Genomic DNA, 20,988 nt, shown 5'->3' with positions numbered 1-20,988 from the left:
GGTCATGGCCAAGGGCATGAACAAGCGCAAGGAAGTGAAGAAACCGAAGAAAGAGGCCGCGAAGGCCGCGATCTCGGTCTCCTCGACTAATGCGAGGGTCACGATTTCCCCCGGAAAGCCAAAGGACTAGGGCGACGTCGCGCACTGTCCGTCAGAACACTTCCTTCACCGCCTCCATCGCCACATAGGTCGAGGTCGAGGCGACATGGGGCAGGGCCGAGATCACCTCGCCCAGCACCCGGCGATAACTCTGGATGTCGGCGGTGCGCACTTTGAGGAGGTAGTCGAAGCTGGATGCCATCATGTGGCACTGCTCCACCTCGGGCACCGTCAGCACTGCCCGGTTGAACGCGGTCAGCGCCGCCTCGCGGGTGTCGGAAAGCCGCACTTCGACAAACGCCACATGGGCCTGGCCCATCCTGATCGGGTCCAGGATCGCGCGGTAGCCGGTGATGATCCCGATCTCTTCCAGCCGCTTCATGCGCGCCTGGGTGGGCGATTTCGACAGCCCGATCCGGCGGGCAAGCTCCACCGCGGCGATGCGCCCCTCGGTCTGCAGGACCCGCAGGATCGCAAGGTCGAAACGGTCCAGATCGGCGCGGTCACTTGACATGGGTATTTCCGGGATTGTCGCGATTCCGGCCTGCATATTACATGATCTTCAGGAAAACAGCCTGCAATTTTCGCGTTATGCTGGGCGGAAAGAAAGGTGCCTGCCATGAAATCCGCAACCGCCCCCGCCGCCTGGTCCGTCATCACCACCGGAACGCTGACCGATGAGACCGCGCTGGTGCAGCGGCTGGTGGCCGAGGCGGCCCTCGACCCCTCTGCGCGCGCGGCCATCGTGGGGCAGGGTGCGGACCTCGTGCGCCGCATCCGCGCCAGCTCGCGACCCGGTCTGATGGAGGTTTTCCTCGCCGAATATGGCCTCTCAACAGACGAAGGCATCGCCCTGATGTGTCTGGCCGAGGCGCTGCTCCGCGTGCCCGACGCCGAAACGATGGATGCCCTGATCGAGGACAAGATCGCGCCCTCGGACTGGGGGCGGCATCTTGGGAAGTCGGCCTCCAGCCTCGTCAATGCCTCGACTTGGGCTCTGATGCTGACCGGCAAGGTGCTGGACGACCGTGAGGGCGGCATTGCGGGCGCGCTGCGGGGCGCGGTGCGGCGGCTGGGCGAGCCGGTGATCCGCACCGCCGTCTCCCGCGCGATGAAGGAGATGGGGCGCAACTTCGTCCTGGGCGAAACCATCGACAAGGCGATGGACCGGGCCGAGGAGCTGGAGGCGAAGGGCTACACCTACAGCTACGACATGCTGGGCGAGGCCGCGCGGACCGAAGCCGATGCGCGGCGCTATCACCTGTCCTATTCCCGCGCGATCACCGCCATTGCGCGTGCCGCCAAGGGCAATGACATCCGCACCAACCCCGGCATCTCGGTCAAGCTGTCCGCCCTGCACCCGCGCTATGAGGTCGCAAAGCGCGAACGGGTGATGGAGGAGCTGGTCCCCCGCGTCCGGGCGCTGGCGACTTTGGCCAAGGCGGCGGGGCTTGGCTTCAACATCGACGCCGAGGAAGCCGACCGCCTCGCCCTCTCGCTGGAGGTCATCGAGGCCACGCTGTCCGACCCCGCGCTGAAGGGCTGGGACGGGTTCGGGGTCGTGGTGCAGGCCTATGGCCGCCGGGCGGGTGCGGTGATCGACTGGCTTTACGCCCTGAGCCAACGCCTTGACCGCAAGATCATGGTGCGGCTGGTGAAGGGCGCCTATTGGGATGCCGAGGTGAAGCGGGCGCAGGTCATGGGGCTGGACAGCTTCCCGGTCTTCACCCGCAAGCAATCGACCGATGTCAGCTACATCGCCAACGCCCGCAAGCTTTTGTCGCTGACCGACCGCATCTACCCCCAATTCGCCACCCACAACGCCCATACCGTCGCCGCGATCCTGCATATCGCCGGTCAGCAGGGCCTGACGCCGATGGACTACGAATTCCAGCGCCTGCACGGAATGGGCGAGCGGCTGCACGACATCGTGCTGACGGACAACGCCACCCGCTGCCGGATCTACGCGCCGGTAGGGGCGCACCGGGACCTTCTCGCCTATCTCGTTCGCCGCCTCCTGGAGAACGGCGCGAATTCCAGCTTCGTCAACCAGATCGTCGATGAAGATGTCCCCCCCGAAACCGTCGCCGCCTGCCCGTTGACGATGGTCGAGGGCCTGACCGCCATCCCCAGCCCCGCGCTCAAGACCGGGCCGGGGCTCTTTGGCGCTCGGAAGAACTCGAAAGGCTGGGACCTGACGGATGCCGCCGATCTGGCCGAGATCGAAGCCGCCCGCACGCCCTTCATGGAGACCCGCATCGACGCCGCCCCGCGTCTGGCCGGCAGGGTCGTCGGCGGCCCGCAGCTTGCCGTCCTGAACCCCGCCACCGGCGCGCTGGTCGGCCATGTCACCACGGCAGGGCTGCCGGATGTGGACACCGCCCTGCGGCTTGCCGAACCCTGGACTGCCGCTCCACGGGAACGGGCCACGGTCCTGAACCGCGCCGCCGACCGGATGGAGGCCGACTTTGGCCGCGCCTTCGCGCTGCTGGCACGCGAGGCGGGCAAGACCCTCTCAGACGCCGTGGCCGAACTGCGCGAAGCGGTGGATTTCCTGCGCTACTACGCGACGCAGACTGCCCAACCGCACCCGGCGCGCGGTGTCTTTGCCTGCATCAGCCCCTGGAACTTCCCGCTTGCCATCTTCTGTGGCCAGATCGGCGCGGCCATTGCCGCCGGGAACGCCGTCCTTGCCAAGCCGGCCGAGCAGACCCCCCTGATCGCCTGCCTTGCCGTCGATCACCTGCTCGCCGCAGGGGTGCCCGCAACGGCGCTGCAACTCCTTCCCGGAGACGGTCAGATCGGCGCGGCCCTGACCCGCGACCCGCGCGTGAACGGTGTTGCCTTCACCGGATCGACCGAAACCGCGCAGGCGATCCGGCGCTCGATGGCCGGCCACCTCGACCCCACCGCCCCGCTGATCGCCGAGACCGGAGGCTTGAACGCCATGCTGGTCGATTCGACCGCACTCCCCGAACAGGCGGTGCGCGACATCATCGTCTCCAGCTTCCAGTCGGCGGGCCAGCGGTGTTCGGCGCTGCGCTGCCTCTATCTGCAGGAAGACATCGCCCACACCGTCACCGAAATGCTCTTCGGCGCGATGGAGGATCTGTCGCTTGGCGATCCGTGGAGCCTCGCCACCGACATCGGACCCGTGATCGACGCCGAGGCGCAGGCCGGCATCCGGGCCTATGTCGACGCGGCCCGGGCCGAGGGGCGGGTGCTGAAGGAACTGCCGGCGCCGGGGCAGGGGACCTTCGTCGCGCCCACCGTCCTGAAGGTCAAAGGTATCCAGGACATGCCGCGCGAGATCTTCGGCCCGGTCCTGCACATTGCCACCTTCAAGGCACATGAGATCGACCGGGTGATCTCTGCAATCAACGCCACTGGCTATGGACTGACTTTCGGTCTGCACTCCCGCATCGACGACCGGGTGCAGCACATCGTCGACGGCATGCGGGTCGGCAACACCTACGTCAACCGCAACCAGATCGGCGCGGTCGTGGGGTCGCAACCTTTCGGCGGCGAGGGGCTGTCCGGCACCGGACCCAAGGCAGGCGGGCCACACTACCTGACGCGGTTCACCAAGGCCCCGACGTCGGCCGCCCTGCCGGATGACGCCACCGCGACCGTCTCTGACGTGAACAAGGCCCTTGCGGCCCCCTGGCCTGCCACGGCGCCGATCACCGAGGACATGCCAGGCCCGACCGGCGAATCGAACCGCCTGACCCTCACCCCCCGCGCGCCCCTCCTTTGCCTTGGCCCCGGCCGGGCCGCAGCGCTTGCCCAGGCCGAAGCCATCCGCAAGCTGGGTGGTCACGCGGTCGAAGCCCCCGGCCTTGACCCGCAGGCGCTGACAACCCTGCACGGCTTTTCCGGCGCTGTCTGGTGGGGCGCGGCCGAGGCCGGTCGCCCCTACGCCCAGGCGCTGGCCAGCCGGCAAGGCCCGATCCTGCCCCTGATCGCCGCCCCCGACGCGGGCCACGCGCATCTGGAACGGCACCTCTGCATCGACACCACCGCGTCGGGCGGCAACGCCCAGCTTCTGGCCGATGCCGCCGATGCTTGACGGGCGGCCTTCCTTCGGGAAGGCTGCGCGCCATGTTCCCGATCCGCGACCATAACCCGTCAGGGCGCACGCCCTATGTCACCTTCGCGCTGATCGCGATCAATATCCTGATCTTCCTTGCCTATTTCCCCAGCCTTTCAGACTGGGACCTGCAGGGCTTCTTCATGACCTGGGGCCTGGTCCCCGGACGCTTCATGTCGGGCGACGGGCTGGAGACGATCCTGACCTCGATGTTCCTGCACGGCGGCTGGATGCACCTTGCGGGCAACATGCTGTTCCTGTGGATCTACGGCGACAACCTGGAAGAAGAGATGGGGCATCTCGGCTTCCTGATCTTCTATCTTGCTTGCGGCGCGGCGGCGGGCCTGGCGCAGGTGCTGCCCGACCCGGGCTCGCCCGTGCCGATGGTGGGCGCCTCGGGCGCGATTGCCGGGGTGATGGGGGGCTATCTCCTCTTGTTCCCCAAGGCCAAGGTCGACGTGCTGTTCATCTTCATCATCTTCTTCCGCATCTTTGCCATCCCGGCCTGGATCGTCCTCGGACTCTGGCTCGTGATCCAGATCGGCTCGGGTGTGGCGATCCCGGGAGACGAGGGTGGGGTGGCCTACTGGGCGCATGTCGGCGGTTTCGTGGCCGGGCTGATCCTGACGCTGCCGGTCTGGCTGCGGCGCGGGGCCAGTGGCTATTGGCGTCAGACCGCTGGTCATCCGCCGCATCCGGAAACCCATTTCGAGGCGTCGCGGTCAAACGTTCCCTTGGTGCGTCGCCGCCGCTGATCCCGCGTTTGACGGCGCTGGCAGGTCGGGTGCAGGATCACGCAGGGAACGGGGGATGCAATGCCGCTTGCCAGCCTTCTTCGCGCCAGCCTGTATGCCCTTGGCCTGGTGGCTGCCTGTGTGGCCCCCGCGCTGTCCGACTGCCGTCTGGCTTTAGCCCTTGCGGTCGACATTTCACGGTCGATCGATTCGCAAGATTACATCATCCAGACCGAAGGGCTCGCGCAAGCCCTGGAGGACCCCGAGGTCCGGCGGGCGATCTTCGTGCCCGAGGGTGAGGTCGCCCTGGCGATCTACTACTGGTCCGGCAACGGCTATCAGGACCTGGTCCAGCCCTGGGTCAGCCTCGACAGCCCCGAGGCCCTGGACAGCGTCATCTGGACCGTGCGCCGGACGCCAAGGCCGCTTGCCCGGCTGGCCACCGCGCTGGGCGATGCCTTGCGTTTCGGTCTGGACCTGATGTCCGAGGCACCCCCCTGCGACCGTAGGGTGATCGACGTGGCGGGAGACGGGCAGAACAACGAGGGGATCTCGGTTCACCGGACCTATGAGCGTGAGGATTTCACTGGCATCACGGTGAATGGCCTCGCCGTGGGAGAGCATGAGGCCGGCATCCTCGACTATTACCGGACCCAGGTGATCCGCGGTCCGGGGGCCTTTGTCGAAAGCGCGCCCCGGCAAGAGGACTACCCGAAAGCGATCCGCCGCAAGCTCCTGCGCGAGTTGGAAGGCCCGATGATCGGCGCGCTGTCTCTGCCCGGTTCTGACGAAGGTTGACCCAAACCCGCCACAAATCCGGGATTCCTGACCGGATTTTTGCCGGTTTTTCATTGACTAATGCACAACAGCGGGAATTCTTCTCGCAGATTGGTGAATACATTCGGAGGTTTCTATGCGCCGCCATTTTGCCGCGCTTGCCCTGGTTCTGGCGCTTCTGCCCGGGCAGGCCCTTGCAGACCGGGTCCTCGCCCGTGTCTCGATTTCGTCGCAGACCATGAAGGTCTACCACGAGGGTCGCCTGCTTTACACCTGGCCGGTTTCAACCGCTAAGGCGGGAAAGATCACTCCCACCGGCACCTATGCGCCGGAATTCTTGTCGAAGAACCATCGCTCGCGCCGCTACAACAACGCGCCGATGCCCTTCGCGATCTTCTACGACGGGCACTATGCGATCCACGGCACCGACCAGATCAGCAAGCTTGGCGCGCCGGCAAGCCGCGGTTGCGTGCGCCTGCATCCCGACAACGCCAAGATCCTGTTCAACATGGTCAAGGCCGAGGGGATGGAGAACATGCGCGTGGTGATCGTCCAGTAGGCCTCGCCCCCTTTCTTTCCCGCCCCCGACCCGCTATAGCGCCGGGCTTGAAATGCTGTTGGAGCGGAAGATGCAGGGCTCGGCCAACCTCAACCTGATGATCAAGGCTGCGCGCAAGGCGGGCCGCAGCCTGGTCAAGGACTTCCGCGAGGTGGAGAACCTGCAGGTGTCGACCAAGGGTCCGGGGGACTTCGTGTCCCGGGCCGACCGCGAGGCCGAACGTCTCATCAAGGAAGAGCTCCTCGGTGGCCGCCCGACCTACGGTTGGCTGGGCGAGGAAACCGGTGGCGCCGCGGGTGCCGACCCGACCCGGCGCTGGATCGTCGATCCGCTGGACGGGACCACCAATTTCCTGCACGGGATGCCGCACTGGGCCGTCTCCATCGCGCTGGAGCACAAGGGCGAGATCGTCTCCGCCGTCGTCTACGACCCCGCCAAGGACGAGATGTTCTGGGCCGAAAAGGGCGCGGGTTGCTGGCTGAACGACAACCGCCGCCTCCGCGTCTCGGCCCGCCGGGCGATGCACGAGGCGGTCTTTGCGACTGGCGTGCCCTTCGGCGCAAAGTCCACGCTTCCTGCGATGCTGAAGGACCTAGGCCGCCTGATGCCCGCCTGCGCCGGGGTGCGGCGCTGGGGGGCCGCGTCGCTGGACCTCGCCTACGTCGCCGCCGGCCGGTTCGACGGGTACTGGGAACGTGAATTGTCGGCCTGGGACGTGGCGGCCGGGATCCTGCTGGTCAAGGAAGCCGGGGGGCTGGTCGAAGGTCTGCGCGAAGGCACCGACCCGCTGGACGGCGCGCTGATCGCGGCCAATGACGGGCTGTTCAAACCGATGGCGGACACGATCCGGGCGTAAGGCTCGTCGGGGACTTCGTCCCTCCTCGCGGGCCTTCCGACAATGAGACGCAGTCGAACGAGGAGGCGTCACCCACGCCTGCGGTACCGATTCGTCCCTCATGGTGAACGACACACAGGCCCGCCTGCGTCGGTACGGAAACCCGACACATGCCAGACGGATGCCAGACGCTTAACCTTTCCGAAACACCCCGGATTAACCCAGCGTCCGCAGTGACTTAGTCGGCACGCTGCAGCTTCACCGGCTCCGACCGCGCCAGCCGCAGGAAATGCGCGATATAGGGTTTCGCCGCATCCTCCTCCCGCGTCGCCGCATACATCCGCTTGGTCACCACCTCGGGCCCCAGCGGCCGCGTGATGTAGTCGGCATTGGATTTCACCTCGCGCATCACCCAGTCCGGCAGCACCGCCACCCCCCGGTTCGATCCCACCAGCATCAGGATCACCGCGGTCAGCTCCGCCGTCCGCTGCGCCCGGGGTTCCACCTTTGCGGGCGTCAGGATTTCGGTGAAGACGTCCAGCTTGTCGCGGCTGACCGGATAGGTGATCAGGACCTCGTCCCGGAAATCCTCGGCGGTGATGAAATCCTTTGCCGCCAAAGGGTTCTGCGAGGACGCGACAAAGGTCGGGTGGTAGTCGAACAGGGGGTTGAACACGATCCCGGGCGGCGGCTCACGGTCGGAGGAGATGACCAGATCGACCTCCTCGCGGTTCAGGGCGGGCAGCGCCCCAAAGGCCAGCCCCGCCCGGATGTCCACGTCGATTTCCGGCCAGGCGTGGCGGAACATCTCCAGCACCGGGAACAGCCAGTCGAAGCAGGCATGGCACTCGATGGCGATGTGCAGTCGGCCCGTCCGCCCAGCACGCAGCGCGCGGAACTCTTCTTCCATCGCGTCAATCTCTGGCAGGATCCGTTCCGCCGCCCGCAACATCCTGATGCCGGCCGCCGAAAGCCGCATCGGCTTCGACCGCCGCACGAACAGCTCCATCCCCGCCTGATCTTCCAACCCCTTGACCTGATGGGACAAAGCCGACTGCGTCATGTTCAGCATATCCGCCGCCCGCTGCAGCCCCCCCGCCTGCTGGATGGCCCGGATCGTCCGCAGATGGCGCAGCTCGATGTACATGAACGAACCTCATGAAGATCGTGAGAACTATGAATTGGTCTCACATTTAGAAATCTGCGACAAGAACCCATCGCAGGAGAACACCATGTCCACGCCCCGTATCAGTTTCGAATTCTTCCCGCCGCAGTCGCTCGACGCCTCGTTCCGGCTGTGGGAAACGGTGCAGGCACTGGCGCCCATGAAGCCGTCCTTCGTGTCGGTCACCTACGGCGCGGGCGGGACCACCCGCACCCTGACGCACGAGGCGGTCTCGACCATCCATCGCAACTACGGCCTGCCGGTCGCCGCGCACCTGACCTGCGTCGACGCGACCCAGACCGAGACGCTCGCCATCGCCGAGGCCTATGCCGCTGCCGGCGTCACCGAGATCGTCGCCCTGCGCGGCGACGCCCCCAAAGGTGCGCAGCGCTTCGTCCCGCACCCTCTGGGCTTTGCCAACTCGGTCGAACTGGTTGAGAAGCTTGCGAAAACCGGCAAGTTCAAGATCCGCGTCGGTGCCTATCCCGAACCCCACCCGGACGCCGCCGACAGCACCGCCGACGTCACCTGGCTGAAGCGCAAGACCGATGCTGGGGCCTCCAGCGCGATCACCCAGTTCTTCTTCGATGCCGACACCTTCTTCCGCTTCCGCGATGCCTGCGTGAAGGCGGGGATCACCGCCCCGATCATCCCCGGCATCCTGCCGATCACCAGCTGGGAGGGCGCGAAAAAGTTCGCCCGCCGCTGCGGGACCTCGGTGCCGCAGAAGCTGGACGAGGCCTTCACCACCGCCGCCCGCGACGGGCGCGAGGAGCTTCTGGCGCTCGCCCAATGCACCCAGCTTTGCGACAAGCTGATCCAGGGCGGGGTCGAGGATTTGCATTTCTACACCCTGAACCGCCCGCATCTGACCCGCGAAGTGGTGCGCGCCCTGGGCATCCTGCCCGAACTGGTTCTTGAGAAAGTGGCCTGATTTCAACCCCTTGGGGTGTAATGGTGTCTCCCTGGGCGGCTTTCCGGACTGTCCCCAGCAGGTCCCTGGAAAGCCGCCAATTTTTTGCCCGTTGTCCCGACAGGCATATCGGCTAATCTCGCGCGAACCCTTTGCGCGGACGCCCCATGTCGAAACTCGTCACCCTGCTGAACGGCCCGAACCTGAACCTGCTTGGCCTGCGCCAGCCGGAAATCTATGGGCGGGAAACGCTGGACGACGTGGCGGCCAAGGTGTCGGACCTGGCGGACGACCTCGGCCTCCGGGTCAAGGCGCTGCAGTCAAACCACGAAGGCCAGCTGGTCGACTGGATCCACGCGGCGCGGGGGACGAGTGCGGGGATCATCATCAACCCTGGTGCCTATTCCCACACTTCCATCGCCATCCTGGACGCCCTGAACGCCTATGAAGGTGTGGTAATCGAGGTCCATATCTCGAACATCCACAAGCGCGAGGCGTTCCGCCACCACTCCTACGTCTCGGCCCGCGCCGACGGGGTGATCGCGGGCTGCGGGACGGAAGGCTATCTTCTGGCGCTGCGCCGGATCGCCACGCTTCTGACGGCATGACCGACAGCTTTCGGTGGCATCCCAAGGCCCGGCTGTTCGACAGTTCCGGGACCTTGGTGCCACCTGTGCCGCAAAGCGGTGCGGTGCTGCCCGACACCCCGGCAGGGCTTGCGGCGGCGATCGGACACCCGGCCTTCCGCATCGGCGCGGCGGATCAGCCCGCGCCGGACCCGGAGGGGCGGCCGGTGTTCGAAACGCTGACATCTGGGTCGACCGGGCGGCCACGCCGCATCCGTCGCACCCAAGCCTCCTGGACGGCAAGCTTTGCGGTCAATGCGGGCTTCGGCATCGGCCCGGGGGCGCGGGTTGCCGTTCTGGGGCGGCTGGCCCATTCCCTGTCGCTCTACGGTGCGGTCGAGGGGGTGCATCTGGGGGCGGAGGTCCACCTTCTTGATGCGCTGCGCCCGGACCGTCAGGCTGTTGCGCTTGGACGGCGTGGGGTCACCCATCTGTATGCCACGCCCGCGCAATTGCGGCTGCTGGCTGCGGCGCAGGACCCATGTCCGGACCTGCAGTTCGTCTTCGTCGGCGGGTCAAAGCTTGATGCGACACTGTGCAACGCGCTTGCCGCCTTGGCACCCAACGCGCAGGTGCGCGAGTTTTATGGCGCGGCAGAGACAAGCTTCATCACGCTTGCCGATGCCGAGACTCCCGATGCATCGGTCGGGCGAGCCTATCCGGGTGTCGAGATCACGGTTGATCCCGGCGATGAGGTCTGGGTGCGCAGCACCTACCTGTTTCTTGGCTACGGCGATCAATCGGTCCTCGGCGCCGGACAGGAAGGGCAGGGACCCGGCGGTACAAGGTGGCGGGATGGCTGGTTGTCGGTGGGCGAGATCGGCAGTCTGCAGTCTGGCTACCTTTACCTGAAAGGGCGCGCAGGGCGCATGGTCACGGTGGCCGACCAGAACGTCTTTCCCGAAGAGATCGAGGCGCTCTTGCAGGCGCTGCCCGGCGTGAGCCGCGCTGCGGTGCTGCCGGTCAAGGACGCACTGCGCGGCCATGCGCTGGTGGCGGTCCTGCAGGGCGATGCGGGGCAAGAGGATGCGATCCTTGGCAGCCTGCGGGGAACGCTTGGCCCGACCAAGGCCCCCAAGGCGTTGATCTGGCGGGACGACTGGCCGGTGCTTGCCTCGGGCAAGACCGACCTCAAGGCGCTGGAGGCAAGCCTGTCATGGCCCGGCTGATCGCGGCGCGCCGGACGGCGGTGGTTCCCCGGGGCGGGGCCTTCGCGCGGCTGTCGCTGGAGGAGCTCGCGGCGCCGGTTCTTGCCGCATGCCTTGCCGATGCCGGGATTGCCCCCGGACAGGTTGATGAGGTGATCCTGTCCAACGCCCTTGGCGCGGGGGGAAACCCCGCCCGGCGGGTGGCTCTGGCGGCTGGCCTGCCGCAGATGGTGGCGGGTCTGACCATGGACCGGCAATGCGCGGGGGGCCTCGATGCCATCCTGCTGGCCAAGGCCCTGGTGGATTCCGGCGCGGCCGAGGTTGTGGTCGCGGGTGGCGTCGAAAGCTACTCCCGCCGTCCCTTGCGCCTGCGGACCGATCCGGATGGCGGCCCTGCGGTGCCCTACGACGAGGCGCCTTTCACCCCCTGGCCGGACCGCAACCCGGGCATGGCAGAGGCCGCCGATGCGCTGGCTTTGCGGCTGGGGATTGGCCGGGACCGGCAAGAGGCCTGGGCGACAGCAAGCCACGACAAGGCGCTGGCGGCGGATTTGTCGGCCGAGATCGTGCCGCTGCACGGGGTGATGCAGGATGCGTTCCCCCGGCAACTGTCGCCGCGCCTTCTTGCCCGGGCACCCGTCGTGCACGGCGGCATCACCGCCGCGACGGCTGCCGTCGCTGCCGATGCGGCTGCACTCTGCCTGGTGGTCAGCGACCGGGTTGCGCAAGGCCGTGGGCTGACGCTTCTGGCGGGGAGGACGGTCGGAGGCGACCCGATGGAGCCCGGCCTCGCCCCAGTGGCCGCGATCCGGGCGATCTGGGGCGGCCAGGCGCTTGCCATGGCCGAGATCATGGAGGCCTATGCCGTTCAGGCCATCGCTGTGGTGGAGGGGGCGGGGCTGGACCCCGCCATCGTCAACCCGGGCGGGGGAGGGCTGGCCCGCGGGCACCCGGTCGGGGCCTCGGGCGCGGTGCTTGCGGTCCGGCTGTTCCACGGCTTGCGACAGGGCCGGGGCCTTGCCGCAATCGCCGCAGCCGGGGGAATCGGGACCGCGCTGCTGGTCGAGGCCCCGGATTAGTCTCAGGCGCGGGAGAGGAGCGAGGCCGGCCGCATCCGCGACAGGCTTTGCGTCACGAGACCGGCGATCACCGCCTTGATCGCGTCGCCCGGCAGGAAGGCTGCGGACAGGAAGGCGGCCTCGCCCAGCGTCTTGTCCAGCACCATCGACATGCCGATGATACCGAAGACGTACAGCACTCCGATCCCGCCGATCACCGAGGCCGCCGTTGCCGCGACCATGGGCGAAAGTGTGGTCCGTTCCATGAACCATCCGGTGACGAAGGCCGCGACTGGGAAGCCCACGAGGAAGCCGACGGACGGTCCGGCAAAGACCCCGATCCCGCCGCGCCCGCCGGACAGAAGCGGCAAGCCCGCCGCCACAAGCGCCAGGAACAGCAGCACCGCCAGCGCACCGCGCCGCGCACCCAGCACCGCGCCGCAAAGCATGATGCCCATCGACTGTGCGGTGATCGGCACACCCGAGGCGAGATCGATCTTCGGGATCAGGCCCAGCACTGCGATCAGCGCGGCGAACAGAGCGATATGGGTAAGGTTGCGTTCCACGATGTCCCCGCCAGTTGGTTCGCGCCCACTTATCCCGACCCGCCGCGTGCCCGCAAGGCATCGGCCACGCGGTCCGCGTCGTCCAGCGCCGCCAGCACCGCCGGGACCAGCACCCGCCAGCGCGGCCGGCGCGGGGCGCGGGCGGACCAGGATTGCCGGATCTGGTCCATCCGTTCGACCATCACCGGGATGGAGCGGATCACCAGCGCGAAGGCCAGCGCCAGTCGCCGTGGCGGCAGAACGGGAGACAACGGGCTGGCCAGACGCTCCATGACCGCCAGCATGTCGGACAGCCGCGTGGTCATGGTGACGAAATTCGCCAGCGCCACCGCGCTGAACATGCGCAGCAGCACCACCGCTCCGCCGACAGGGTCCGCAGTCCACAGATGCCAGAGCCCGACCACCAGCACGAAGGGCCAAAGCGGCCACAGAAGCCGCAGCCCCGCCCGCGCAAAGACCCATCCCCCGGACAGATAAAGCGCCAGTGCGGCCAGGGCCGGTCCCGCCAGCGTCCAGGGCGAGGACAGAAGGAACAGTCCGGTCGTGACCCCGGCCACCGCGGCCAGCTTAGGCCCTGCAGGCAGGCGATGCGCCCAGGTCTCAACCGGCGAGGTCAGCGTCAGCATCTTCAGCTCCGATCCTGGTCATTTCGGCGGTGAAGTCCGGGATGACCTCGCCGGGCAAGCCATCGGCTGCGATGCGTCCATTTTCCAGCCAGATCACCCGGTCGCAGTCCTGCACCGTCGCGGGATCATGCGTGATGGTCACCAGCCGCTGCGGCAGGGAGGCGAAGCGGCGGGCCAGACGGGTCTGCGTCGGCAGGTCCAGCCCGGCAAGGGGTTCATCCAGAAGGATCGTGCGGGGCGCCATCAGCAGGATCGACATCAGGCACAGGTAGTGACGCTGTCCCTGGCTGAGGCTCGTCACTGGTGCTTTGGCCCAATGCCCGCGCGTCTCAACCTGCAAGGCCGCATTGGCGCGCGCCAGGGCTTCGGCCTGTGACAGGCCCTTCTGGGCCAGACCGAAGGCCAGTTCTTCCTCGACCGTCGGAAACAGGATCTGGTGATCCGGGTTCTGGAACAGGATGCCGATGGCAGACAGGGCGGCGCGCCGGTCGGTGTAGGGGTCGAACCCTTCGACCCGAACGGTTCCCGCCGCCGCCGGGATCAGCCCCGCGATCAGCCGCAAGAGCGTCGTCTTGCCCGAGCCGTTGCGGCCAAGGATACCGATCCTGCGCTGGGTCAGGCTGAGGGTGAGGCCATCCAGAACCGTGCGATACCCAAGCCGGACACGGGCGTCAGCGATCTCGATGCCGGGAAAAGGATCAGCCATTTCGGGCCCTTTGTGGACTGGCCGCGCTTCTAGCCGCTTCGCCCGCCCGGCGAAAGGGGCGTGCGAAGGTGCTGCAGATCGGACCTGCTGCAAAAGCAAAAACCCTGGCCGGTGACAGCCAGGGTTTTCGAAACAGGCAGGACCGTTTGGGTCCAGCGTCCGCCTTACGCGCAGTCGGCGATAAAGCGGTTGCCATACTGGTCGCGGTAGTAGCATTTGCCCTGCTGCGGCGCCGGGCCGATCAGCTGCGACGCCGCGACGCCGACTATTGCGCCGACGATGGCGCCTTTTTCGCGGTCGCTGTCCGACGAGACTGCCGCGCCAACCGCAGCACCGCCCAGAGCGCCGATCGTCGCGTTCTGTTCAGCGGGGGTGCAGGCCGCCAGAGTGGCGAAGACCAGGGGAAGGGTGAGGATAGAACGCTTCATCATGTGTGCTCCAAGTGATGAGTCTACGGCTGCACTGTAACGCCGCGCCGCGCGGAAGGTTCCACAATCTGTGGTTAGGCTGCCAACTGGGCGGAATTCAACCGACTTCAGTGGTCCGGAAGTTTTCCATTCCCAGCCTTCGGGATCAGAACGCCGGGCTGCCGCCACCGTGCTTTTGCGCAAAGGCCCGGGCGCGTTCATAGGCCGGGCGCAGGTCCGGGTTCAGAAGCGGACGCTGGGCGGCAGCCTGGTAGACGTGGCCGGGGTTGGCGTTGGCTTCGTTCAGGATCGGACCGGCATCGGTCAGGAAGACGTCCCAGCCGATGATGCCATGACCGGGAAAGCTGGCATGGGCTTCGCGGCAAAGCTCCACCGCGCGCGCCCAGTCCGGTATCCGGAAGCCGAGGAAAGGCTGGTCGGGGTCGTTGCCGTGGCGCAGGTCCTCGGTCTGCGGGTCGCGCAGGATGCGGAGCTTCACCACTTCGCCCGAGGTGATGTCGATCAACCCCCAGATCCGATCGTCCTTTGCGTCCCCGTCATGCATCGCCGACCTGGCAGGCAGGCGTATCACCGCGTACCAGGGCTCGATCCCGCGGTCGGTCCAGAGAGTGACGATCCGGACCGATGCCATCGCGGCCCCGACATGTGGACGCAAGCTGGCCTCGCACTGGTAGAAGGGCTGGAAGACATAGCCCTGCCGCCAGTCACGCACGATCTCGGCCGCAAGTCCGTCAATCGGCACGACCTCGCCCGTCAGAAACCGCAGCTTTCCCGGCTCTGCCAGGCCCGAGATCGCCGCCGCCCCCCGGGCAAAGCTGTCGGCGCGCGGTTTGCCGAACACCGGCAGGTTTGCAGGGTCCGAAAAGAAGGCCTGCAGGTCCTCGGCCGAGTGCAAGGGCCGAAGATAGGGCAGGTCAGGCAGCGATGCCCCGTCTGGTGCAAAGGCGGCCAGGGTCTTGCTGACCGGCAGTCCCCGGGCATGAAGCAGCGCCTCGGTCGCAAGCTTGTCGTTCACCAAGTCATGCGCAAGACCCCGGTCCGGCATGTTCAGCGAGGCGTTGAACGCCTTGATCCGGCGGTTGGCGATGAAGTCGCGCAGAAAGGCGCGCCCGCGGTCTTTCCGCCAGAGCGCAAAGGTGAAGTATTCCTCGGGCCGCACCTTGTAGCGACTGAACTGAAGCCGGATCAGGCTGAAGCCCTGACGCAGCGGTCCGGGCCCGCCTTTCGCGGCGAGACGCTCGACCGCCCGTACTACGTCATACTGCCCGGCCTCGGCCGTCGCCGAAAGGTATCCCACCGCATTCAGCCCTGGCGCGCGGCGGCGACCGAGGCTTCGAGGATATCCATCGCTTCCGCGAAGTGCGCGTCGGGAATGGTGATCGGGGCCAGGAAGCGGACAACGTTGCCGTAGACGCCGCAGGTCAGAAGGATCAGCCCGCGCTTCTGCGCCTCCATCCGGACGCGACCAGTGAACCCGGCGTCAGGCTCTTTCGAGCCGGGCTTGCCGAATTCGACAGCGACCATGAAGCCCGGGCCGCGGATGTCCATGATCTCGGGCGAGGTGGCGCGGATCGCCTCCAGCCGCTGCTTCAGCCGGCTGCCAAGCTCATTGGCACGGGCGCAGAGGTCTTCCTCCTCGATCACGTCCAGAACGGCATTTGCCGCGGCGATCCCCAGCGGGTTCCCCGCATAGGTCCCGCCCAGGCCGCCCGGATTGGCCGCGTCCATAAGGTCGGCGCGGCCCGTGACGGCCGCCAGCGGCAACCCACCTGCGAGGCCCTTGGCCATGGTGGTCAGGTCGGCGGCCACGCCATGCATCTCCATCGCGAACAGGTTGCCCGTGCGCGCAAAACCGGTCTGCACCTCGTCGGCGATCATCACGATGCCATGCTGGTCGCACAGCGCGCGGATCGCCTTCACCAGGTCGGTCGGCGCCGGATAGAACCCGCCCTCGCCCTGCACGGGTTCGAAGATCAGCGCGGCCACGCGGGCCGGGTCGAGGTCGGCCTTGAACAGCTTCTCGATCCCCGCCATCGCGTCCTTGGTGGAAATCCCGTGCGGCTCCATCGGGAAGGGGACATGGAACACCCCCGGCATCATCGAGCCGAAGCCCTTCTTGTAGGGCTCAACCTTGCCGGTCAGTGCCATGCCCATGAAGGTCCGGCCATGGAAGCCGCCGCCGAAGGCGATGACGGCATCGCGGCCGGTGGCGATGCGGGCGATCTTGATCGCATTCTCGCAGGCCTCGGCGCCGGTGGTCACGAAGATCGTCTTCTTCTTGAAGTTGCCCGGCACCTTCTCGTTCAGCCGTTCGGCCAGACGGATATAGTTTTCATAGGGCATCACCTGATGGCAGGTGTGGGTGAACTTCGTCATCTGGTTCGCCACGGCTGCCATCACCTTCGGATGGCAATGCCCGGTGTTCACCACCGCGATCCCGGCGGCAAAGTCGATGTAGCGGTTGCCCTCGATGTCCCAGATCTCCGCGTTGAGCGCCCGATCCGCGTAGATCTGGGTCATCATGCCCACCCCACGCGAGATGGCTTCGTCGCGGCGCTTGGCTACTTCGGCGTTCAACATGGTCTTGGCTCCCCAGAAAGCATGACAACCCCGGAGATCAGACTCGGGCCTCGGGGTCTTTGGGTCATTTGATCAAATATCCGCGCCAACTTCAATCCTTGTAACACTGATCCTTACTTGCGTGATTCAGCATTCCTTAACCTTCCCCGACGCAGACTGGACCCTACGAATGCAACGAGGGCACTGATGGCGGATGGTCAGCTTGCGAACCTGTCTTCCGGTCTGACCAGCGACGAACGGCGGGATCGGCTGCGGCTTGTCCGATCCCGGCGGGTGGGGGCGGTCACCTATCATCGGCTGATGGCCGAACACGGCTCGGCCTGCGCGGCGCTGGCGGCTCTTCCAGCGATTGCCGCCGCGGCGGGGGTCGAAAACTACGAATGTTGCCCGGTGGGGGTCGTGCTTGCCGAAGAACGCCAGGGCCTTGCGGCAGGCGCGCGGCTTCTGATCCACGGCGAGGATGAGTATCCCCGCGCCCTCCGGGATATCCCCGACGCGCCGCCCGTGCTGTGGGCAAAGGGCGACCTGTCCCTGTTGAACCGCCCCGCCATCGGCATGGTCGGTGCGCGGAATGCCTCGTCGTTGGGTATGCGCATGGCCCGCAGGCTGGCCCAAGGCCTGTCTGAGGCTGGGATGACCGTGGTCTCCGGTCTCGCGCGTGGCATCGACACCGCCGCCCATGAAGCTGCCCTGGAAGGCGAGGGGCGTACGATCGCAGTGATGGCGGGCGGAATCGACGTGATCTACCCGGCCGAAAACGATGCCTTGGCGCAGGCAATCGACGCCAGAGGCTGTCGCATCAGCGAGCACCCCCTGGGTCTTGAGCCCCAGGCCCGGCATTTCCCCCTGCGCAACCGGATCGTCGCGGGCCTGTCCCGCGCCGTGATCGTGGTCGAGGCCGCGGCCAAGTCGGGCAGCCTGATTACAGCCCGCGCCGCTCTCGACTATGGGCGCGACGTCATGGCCGTCCCCGGCCACCCCTTCGATGCCCGGGCCTCGGGCTGCAACATGCTGATCCGCGACGGGGCGGTGCTGGTCCGTGGCGTTCAGGACGTACTTGAAGCGCTTGGAACCCCGGGTGAGGCGCGGACCGAAACGCATATGACGCTTGCGCCGCTTCCCGGCCCCGAGACGCCCCAGCGCCCCCTGAAGGACGTGGCGCTTCTGCACGCGATGATCCTGTCCAGGCTTGGCCCCAGCCCCCTGGCCGAGGATCAGCTGATGCGGGATCTCAAGGTCACCCCGGCCCAACTTGCGCCCGAACTTCTGAACCTTGAGCTTGAGGGTCGGATTGCCCGCCAGCCGGGCGGCCTGCTTTCCCGGCTGGAATAGGCAGGGGCATCGCGTTTGTTGACCTCGGGACGTCCGCTCCGTCTCGGCCCGTCCGCCGCGGCGAATTCGCCCCCACAGGTTGACAAGCGCGCGGCTTCCCCCACATGTTGCCCCGCCATTTGCCGGCCGCGGGAGCCCCTAGATCATGCCAGTCGTTGTCGTCGAATCCCCCGCCAAGGCCAAGACAATCAATAAGTATCTCGGCCCGGACTTCACGGTCCTTGCCTCTTACGGCCACGTCCGCGATCTGCCTGCAAAGGATGGCTCGGTCGACCCCGAGAACGGATTCGACATGCTTTGGGAAGTCGCGCCCGAGTCGAAAAAGCATATCCGCGCCATTACCGAAGCGCTGAAATCCGACGACACCCTGATCCTTGCGACCGACCCCGATCGTGAGGGCGAAGCGATCAGCTGGCACCTGAAGGAAGCCCTGCAAAGCTCACTGAAGAAAGGCAAAAAGGTCGCCCGCGTGACCTTCAACGCGATCACCAAGGACGCGGTGACCAAGGCGATGAAGGAACCGCGCGAGGTCGACCAGGCATTGGTCGAAGCCTATCTCGCTCGCCGCGCGCTGGACTATCTGGTGGGCTTCACCCTGTCGCCGGTCCTGTGGCGCAAGCTTCCGGGTGCGAAATCGGCAGGACGGGTACAGTCAGTCTGCCTGCGACTGATTGTCGAGCGCGAGATGGAGATCGAGGCCTTCAAGGCCCAGGAATACTGGACGGTGAAGGCCGTCTTCCGCACCCCGCGGGGCCAGGAGTTCGAGGCCGGGATGGTCACCCTTGGCGGCAAGAAGCTGACCAAGTTCGACATTCCCACTGCCACCGCTGCCGAGCTTGCGGTCGAGGCGGCGAAGCACCGCGATTTCAAGGTGATGGCGGTCGAATCGAAACCGGCGACGCGCAACCCCTGGCCGCCCTTCATGACGTCGACGCTTCAGCAGGAGGCCAGCCGCAAATACGGCATGGGCGCAAAGCAGTGCATGAACGCCGCGCAGCGCCTCTACGAGGCGGGTTACATCACCTACATGCGGACCGACGGCATCGACATGGCGCCCGAGGCCGTGATGGCCGCGCGGGACGAGATCAAGCGGCGGTTCGGGGCGGAGTATGTTCCGGACTCTCCCCGCATGTACAAGAACAAGGCCAAGAACGCTCAGGAAGCGCATGAATGCATCCGACCGACGGACATGGCCCTGGGGCCCGAGAAGATCCGGGTCGAGGAGGATCAGCGGAAGCTTTACGACCTGATCTGGAAGCGGACGATTTCTTCGCAAATGGCAGCGGCGCGGCTGGAGCGGACGGCGGTGGACGTGGCCTCGCCCGACGGCGAGGTGGCGTTCCGGGCGAACGGGCAGGTGGTGCTGTTCGACGGCTACCTCAAGGTCTACGATCAGGGCCGCGACGACGAGGACGACGAGGAAGGCCGCCTGCCGCAGGTGATGCAGGGCGAAAAGCTGGACAAGGGCGCGGTCACGCCCGAGCAGCACTTCACTCAGCCCCCACCACGCTATACCGAGGCGACGCTGGTCAAGCGGATGGAGGAGTTGGGGATCGGTCGGCCGTCCACCTATGCCTCGATCCTGACCACGATCGTCGACCGGGAGTATGTGAGGAAGGACAAGAATCGCCTGTTCCCCGAAGACAAGGGGCGGCTGGTGACGGCGTTCCTCGCGAACTTCTTCAAGCGGTATGTGGAGTATGACTTCACCGCTGACCTTGAGGCGGAGCTTGACGATGTCTCGGCTGGCGACCGCGACTACAAGGACGTGCTGGCGCGGTTCTGGCGGGATTTCAGCGCGGCGATTGCCGAGACGGCGGACCTGCGCATCGGCGAGGTGCTGGAGAAGCTGGACGATTTCCTCGCCCCGCACCTGTACCCGGCACGGGCGGATGGGGGCGATCCCCGGGTCTGCCCGACCTGCGGGACGGGTCGTCTGCACCTGAAGACCGCGCGGTCGGGGGGGGCCTTCATCGGCTGCGGCAACTATCCGGAGTGTCGGTATACCCGTCCCTTGGCGGGGGATGCGGAGTCGGTCGCTTCGGACGGACGGGTGCTGGGGCAGGACGAGAACGGGGTGGAGATTTCGCTCCGGGCCGGTCGGTTCGGGCCCTACGTCCAGCGGGGGGAGGCTTCCGAGGCAAACCCGAAGCCCGACCGGGCGAGCCTGCCGAAAGGATGGACTCCGGACGGGTTGACCTTGGAGCGGGCATTGCAACTGCTGTCGCTGCCCCGGGAAGTCGGCAAGCATCCGGAGGACGGGGTGCTGGTCGAAGCGGGGATCGGCCGGTTCGGGCCCTATGTGAAGCACGGGGCGGTCTACGCGAACATTCCGGAGGTGGAGGAGGTCTTCACCATCGGGATGAACCGGGCGGTGGAGGTGCTGGCCCAGAAGCTGGCCGGGCGGCGCGGAGGGGCGGCGAAGGCGGGGCCGTTGAAGGTTCTGGGGGCGCACCCGGATGGGGGTGAGGTCCAGGTCATGCCGGGCAAGTACGGTCCCTATGTGAAGTGGGAGAAGGTCAACGCTACGCTGCCCAAGGGGGTGGAGCCGGAGGCGGTCACGCTGGAGGAGGCGCTGGTCCTGATCGCCGAGAAGGTGGGGAAATCGGGGACGAAGAAGAAGGCCGCGCCGAAGAAGGCGGCGGCTGGGGCGAAGAAGGCGGCCCCGAAGAAGGCGACGGCGAAGAAGGCCGCGCCCAAGAAGACGGCGGCGGCGGAGTGAGTGTCCACGGTGGACACTTTCGAT

The 20,988-nt window shown here is 66.7% G+C and carries 20 protein-coding genes; 12 read left to right on the top strand and 8 right to left on the bottom strand.

The genetic code is table 11. The features are described 5' to 3' along the window. The first annotated feature begins 4 nt into the window (after positions 1–4). Positions 5–130: a hypothetical protein gene (locus E8M84_RS21805; protein WP_276607117.1), complete on the top strand. Its 126-nt coding sequence runs from the start codon at positions 5–7 to the stop codon at positions 128–130. A 21-nt stretch (positions 131–151) separates the two neighbouring features. Here E8M84_RS21805 and E8M84_RS09505 read toward each other — a convergent pair whose 3' ends face one another. After that, positions 152–613, bottom strand: a complete 462-nt coding sequence (locus E8M84_RS09505) for an Lrp/AsnC ligand binding domain-containing protein (RefSeq protein WP_137110981.1) — start codon at positions 611–613, stop codon at positions 152–154. A 105-nt stretch (positions 614–718) separates the two neighbouring features. Between E8M84_RS09505 and putA the strand changes: the two genes are divergently transcribed. From putA to E8M84_RS09480, 5 genes are all read left to right on the top strand, one after another. Then, a complete protein-coding gene (gene putA / locus E8M84_RS09500) occupies positions 719–4,168 on the top strand; it encodes a bifunctional proline dehydrogenase/L-glutamate gamma-semialdehyde dehydrogenase PutA (RefSeq protein ID WP_137110980.1) in 3,450 nt (1,149 codons plus the stop codon). A 32-nt stretch (positions 4,169–4,200) separates the two neighbouring features. Beyond that, the gene (locus E8M84_RS09495) at positions 4,201–4,944 is read left to right on the top strand and encodes a rhomboid family intramembrane serine protease (RefSeq protein WP_137110979.1); all 744 of its coding nucleotides are present in this window, start codon (positions 4,201–4,203) and stop codon (positions 4,942–4,944) included. Positions 4,945–5,004: 60 nt separating this feature from the next. After that, positions 5,005–5,721 carry a DUF1194 domain-containing protein gene (locus E8M84_RS09490; RefSeq protein WP_137110978.1) on the top strand — a complete coding sequence of 239 codons (717 nt, stop codon included), beginning with the start codon at positions 5,005–5,007 and terminating at the stop codon, positions 5,719–5,721. Positions 5,722–5,836: 115 nt separating this feature from the next. Next, on the top strand, positions 5,837–6,259 hold the full coding sequence (locus tag E8M84_RS09485) for a L,D-transpeptidase (RefSeq protein ID WP_137110977.1): 423 nt from the start codon (positions 5,837–5,839) through the stop codon (positions 6,257–6,259). Between the two features lie 70 nt (positions 6,260–6,329). After that, on the top strand, positions 6,330–7,115 hold the full coding sequence (locus E8M84_RS09480; protein ID WP_137111799.1) for an inositol monophosphatase family protein: 786 nt from the start codon (positions 6,330–6,332) through the stop codon (positions 7,113–7,115). Positions 7,116–7,332: 217 nt separating this feature from the next. On the opposite strand, the gene E8M84_RS09475 is transcribed toward E8M84_RS09480, so the two are convergent. Continuing rightward, positions 7,333–8,241 (bottom strand): LysR family transcriptional regulator, encoded by a 909-nt coding sequence (locus E8M84_RS09475; protein ID WP_137110976.1) that lies wholly within the window; start codon positions 8,239–8,241, stop codon positions 7,333–7,335. 85 nt (positions 8,242–8,326) lie between these two features. Between E8M84_RS09475 and metF the strand changes: the two genes are divergently transcribed. From metF to E8M84_RS09455, 4 genes are all read left to right on the top strand, one after another. Then, complete coding sequence (gene metF / locus E8M84_RS09470; RefSeq protein ID WP_137110975.1) at positions 8,327–9,193, top strand: methylenetetrahydrofolate reductase [NAD(P)H]; 867 nt, start codon at positions 8,327–8,329, stop codon at positions 9,191–9,193. Between the two features lie 146 nt (positions 9,194–9,339). Continuing rightward, the gene (gene aroQ / locus E8M84_RS09465) at positions 9,340–9,780 is read left to right on the top strand and encodes a type II 3-dehydroquinate dehydratase (protein ID WP_137110974.1); all 441 of its coding nucleotides are present in this window, start codon (positions 9,340–9,342) and stop codon (positions 9,778–9,780) included. Then, entirely contained in the window at positions 9,777–10,967 is a 1,191-nt protein-coding gene (locus E8M84_RS09460; RefSeq protein WP_137110973.1) for an AMP-binding protein, read from the top strand. The genes aroQ and E8M84_RS09460 overlap by 4 nt, the downstream gene beginning before the upstream one ends. Then, entirely contained in the window at positions 10,955–12,025 is a 1,071-nt protein-coding gene (locus E8M84_RS09455; RefSeq protein ID WP_137110972.1) for a thiolase family protein, read from the top strand. The genes E8M84_RS09460 and E8M84_RS09455 overlap by 13 nt, the downstream gene beginning before the upstream one ends. Positions 12,026–12,027: 2 nt before the next feature. On the opposite strand, the gene E8M84_RS09450 is transcribed toward E8M84_RS09455, so the two are convergent. The 6 genes from E8M84_RS09450 to E8M84_RS09425 form a co-directional block, all read right to left on the bottom strand. Continuing rightward, on the bottom strand, positions 12,028–12,570 hold the full coding sequence (locus E8M84_RS09450; protein ID WP_137110971.1) for a biotin transporter BioY: 543 nt from the start codon (positions 12,568–12,570) through the stop codon (positions 12,028–12,030). Positions 12,571–12,599: 29 nt separating this feature from the next. Further along, positions 12,600–13,196: an energy-coupling factor transporter transmembrane protein EcfT gene (locus E8M84_RS09445; protein ID WP_137110970.1), complete on the bottom strand. Its 597-nt coding sequence runs from the start codon at positions 13,194–13,196 to the stop codon at positions 12,600–12,602. Continuing rightward, a complete protein-coding gene (locus E8M84_RS09440) occupies positions 13,171–13,902 on the bottom strand; it encodes an energy-coupling factor ABC transporter ATP-binding protein (protein WP_137110969.1) in 732 nt (243 codons plus the stop codon). Before E8M84_RS09440 ends, E8M84_RS09445 begins: the two co-directional genes overlap by 26 nt. Positions 13,903–14,066: 164 nt before the next feature. Then, positions 14,067–14,333, bottom strand: a complete 267-nt coding sequence (locus E8M84_RS09435) for a glycine zipper 2TM domain-containing protein (protein WP_240790340.1) — start codon at positions 14,331–14,333, stop codon at positions 14,067–14,069. Between the two features lie 142 nt (positions 14,334–14,475). After that, positions 14,476–15,627 (bottom strand): sugar-transfer associated ATP-grasp domain-containing protein, encoded by a 1,152-nt coding sequence (locus tag E8M84_RS09430; RefSeq protein ID WP_137110968.1) that lies wholly within the window; start codon positions 15,625–15,627, stop codon positions 14,476–14,478. A gap of 5 nt (positions 15,628–15,632) precedes the next feature. Further along, positions 15,633–16,910, bottom strand: coding sequence for a 4-aminobutyrate--2-oxoglutarate transaminase (locus E8M84_RS09425; RefSeq protein ID WP_137110967.1), 1,278 nt, complete (start codon positions 16,908–16,910; stop codon positions 15,633–15,635). Between the two features lie 186 nt (positions 16,911–17,096). Between E8M84_RS09425 and dprA the strand changes: the two genes are divergently transcribed. Both dprA and topA read left to right on the top strand, forming a co-directional pair. Further along, positions 17,097–18,242, top strand: coding sequence for a DNA-processing protein DprA (dprA, locus tag E8M84_RS09420; protein WP_137110966.1), 1,146 nt, complete (start codon positions 17,097–17,099; stop codon positions 18,240–18,242). A gap of 145 nt (positions 18,243–18,387) precedes the next feature. Beyond that, positions 18,388–20,964, top strand: a complete 2,577-nt coding sequence (topA, locus tag E8M84_RS09415; RefSeq protein ID WP_137110965.1) for a type I DNA topoisomerase — start codon at positions 18,388–18,390, stop codon at positions 20,962–20,964. Positions 20,965–20,988 lie beyond the last annotated feature (24 nt).

The organism is Rhodobacter sp. SY28-1 (assembly GCF_005222785.1).
In the GTDB taxonomy this organism is placed as follows: Bacteria; Pseudomonadota; Alphaproteobacteria; order Rhodobacterales; family Rhodobacteraceae; genus Tabrizicola.
This window is presented reverse-complemented; position numbering and strand designations above follow the sequence as displayed.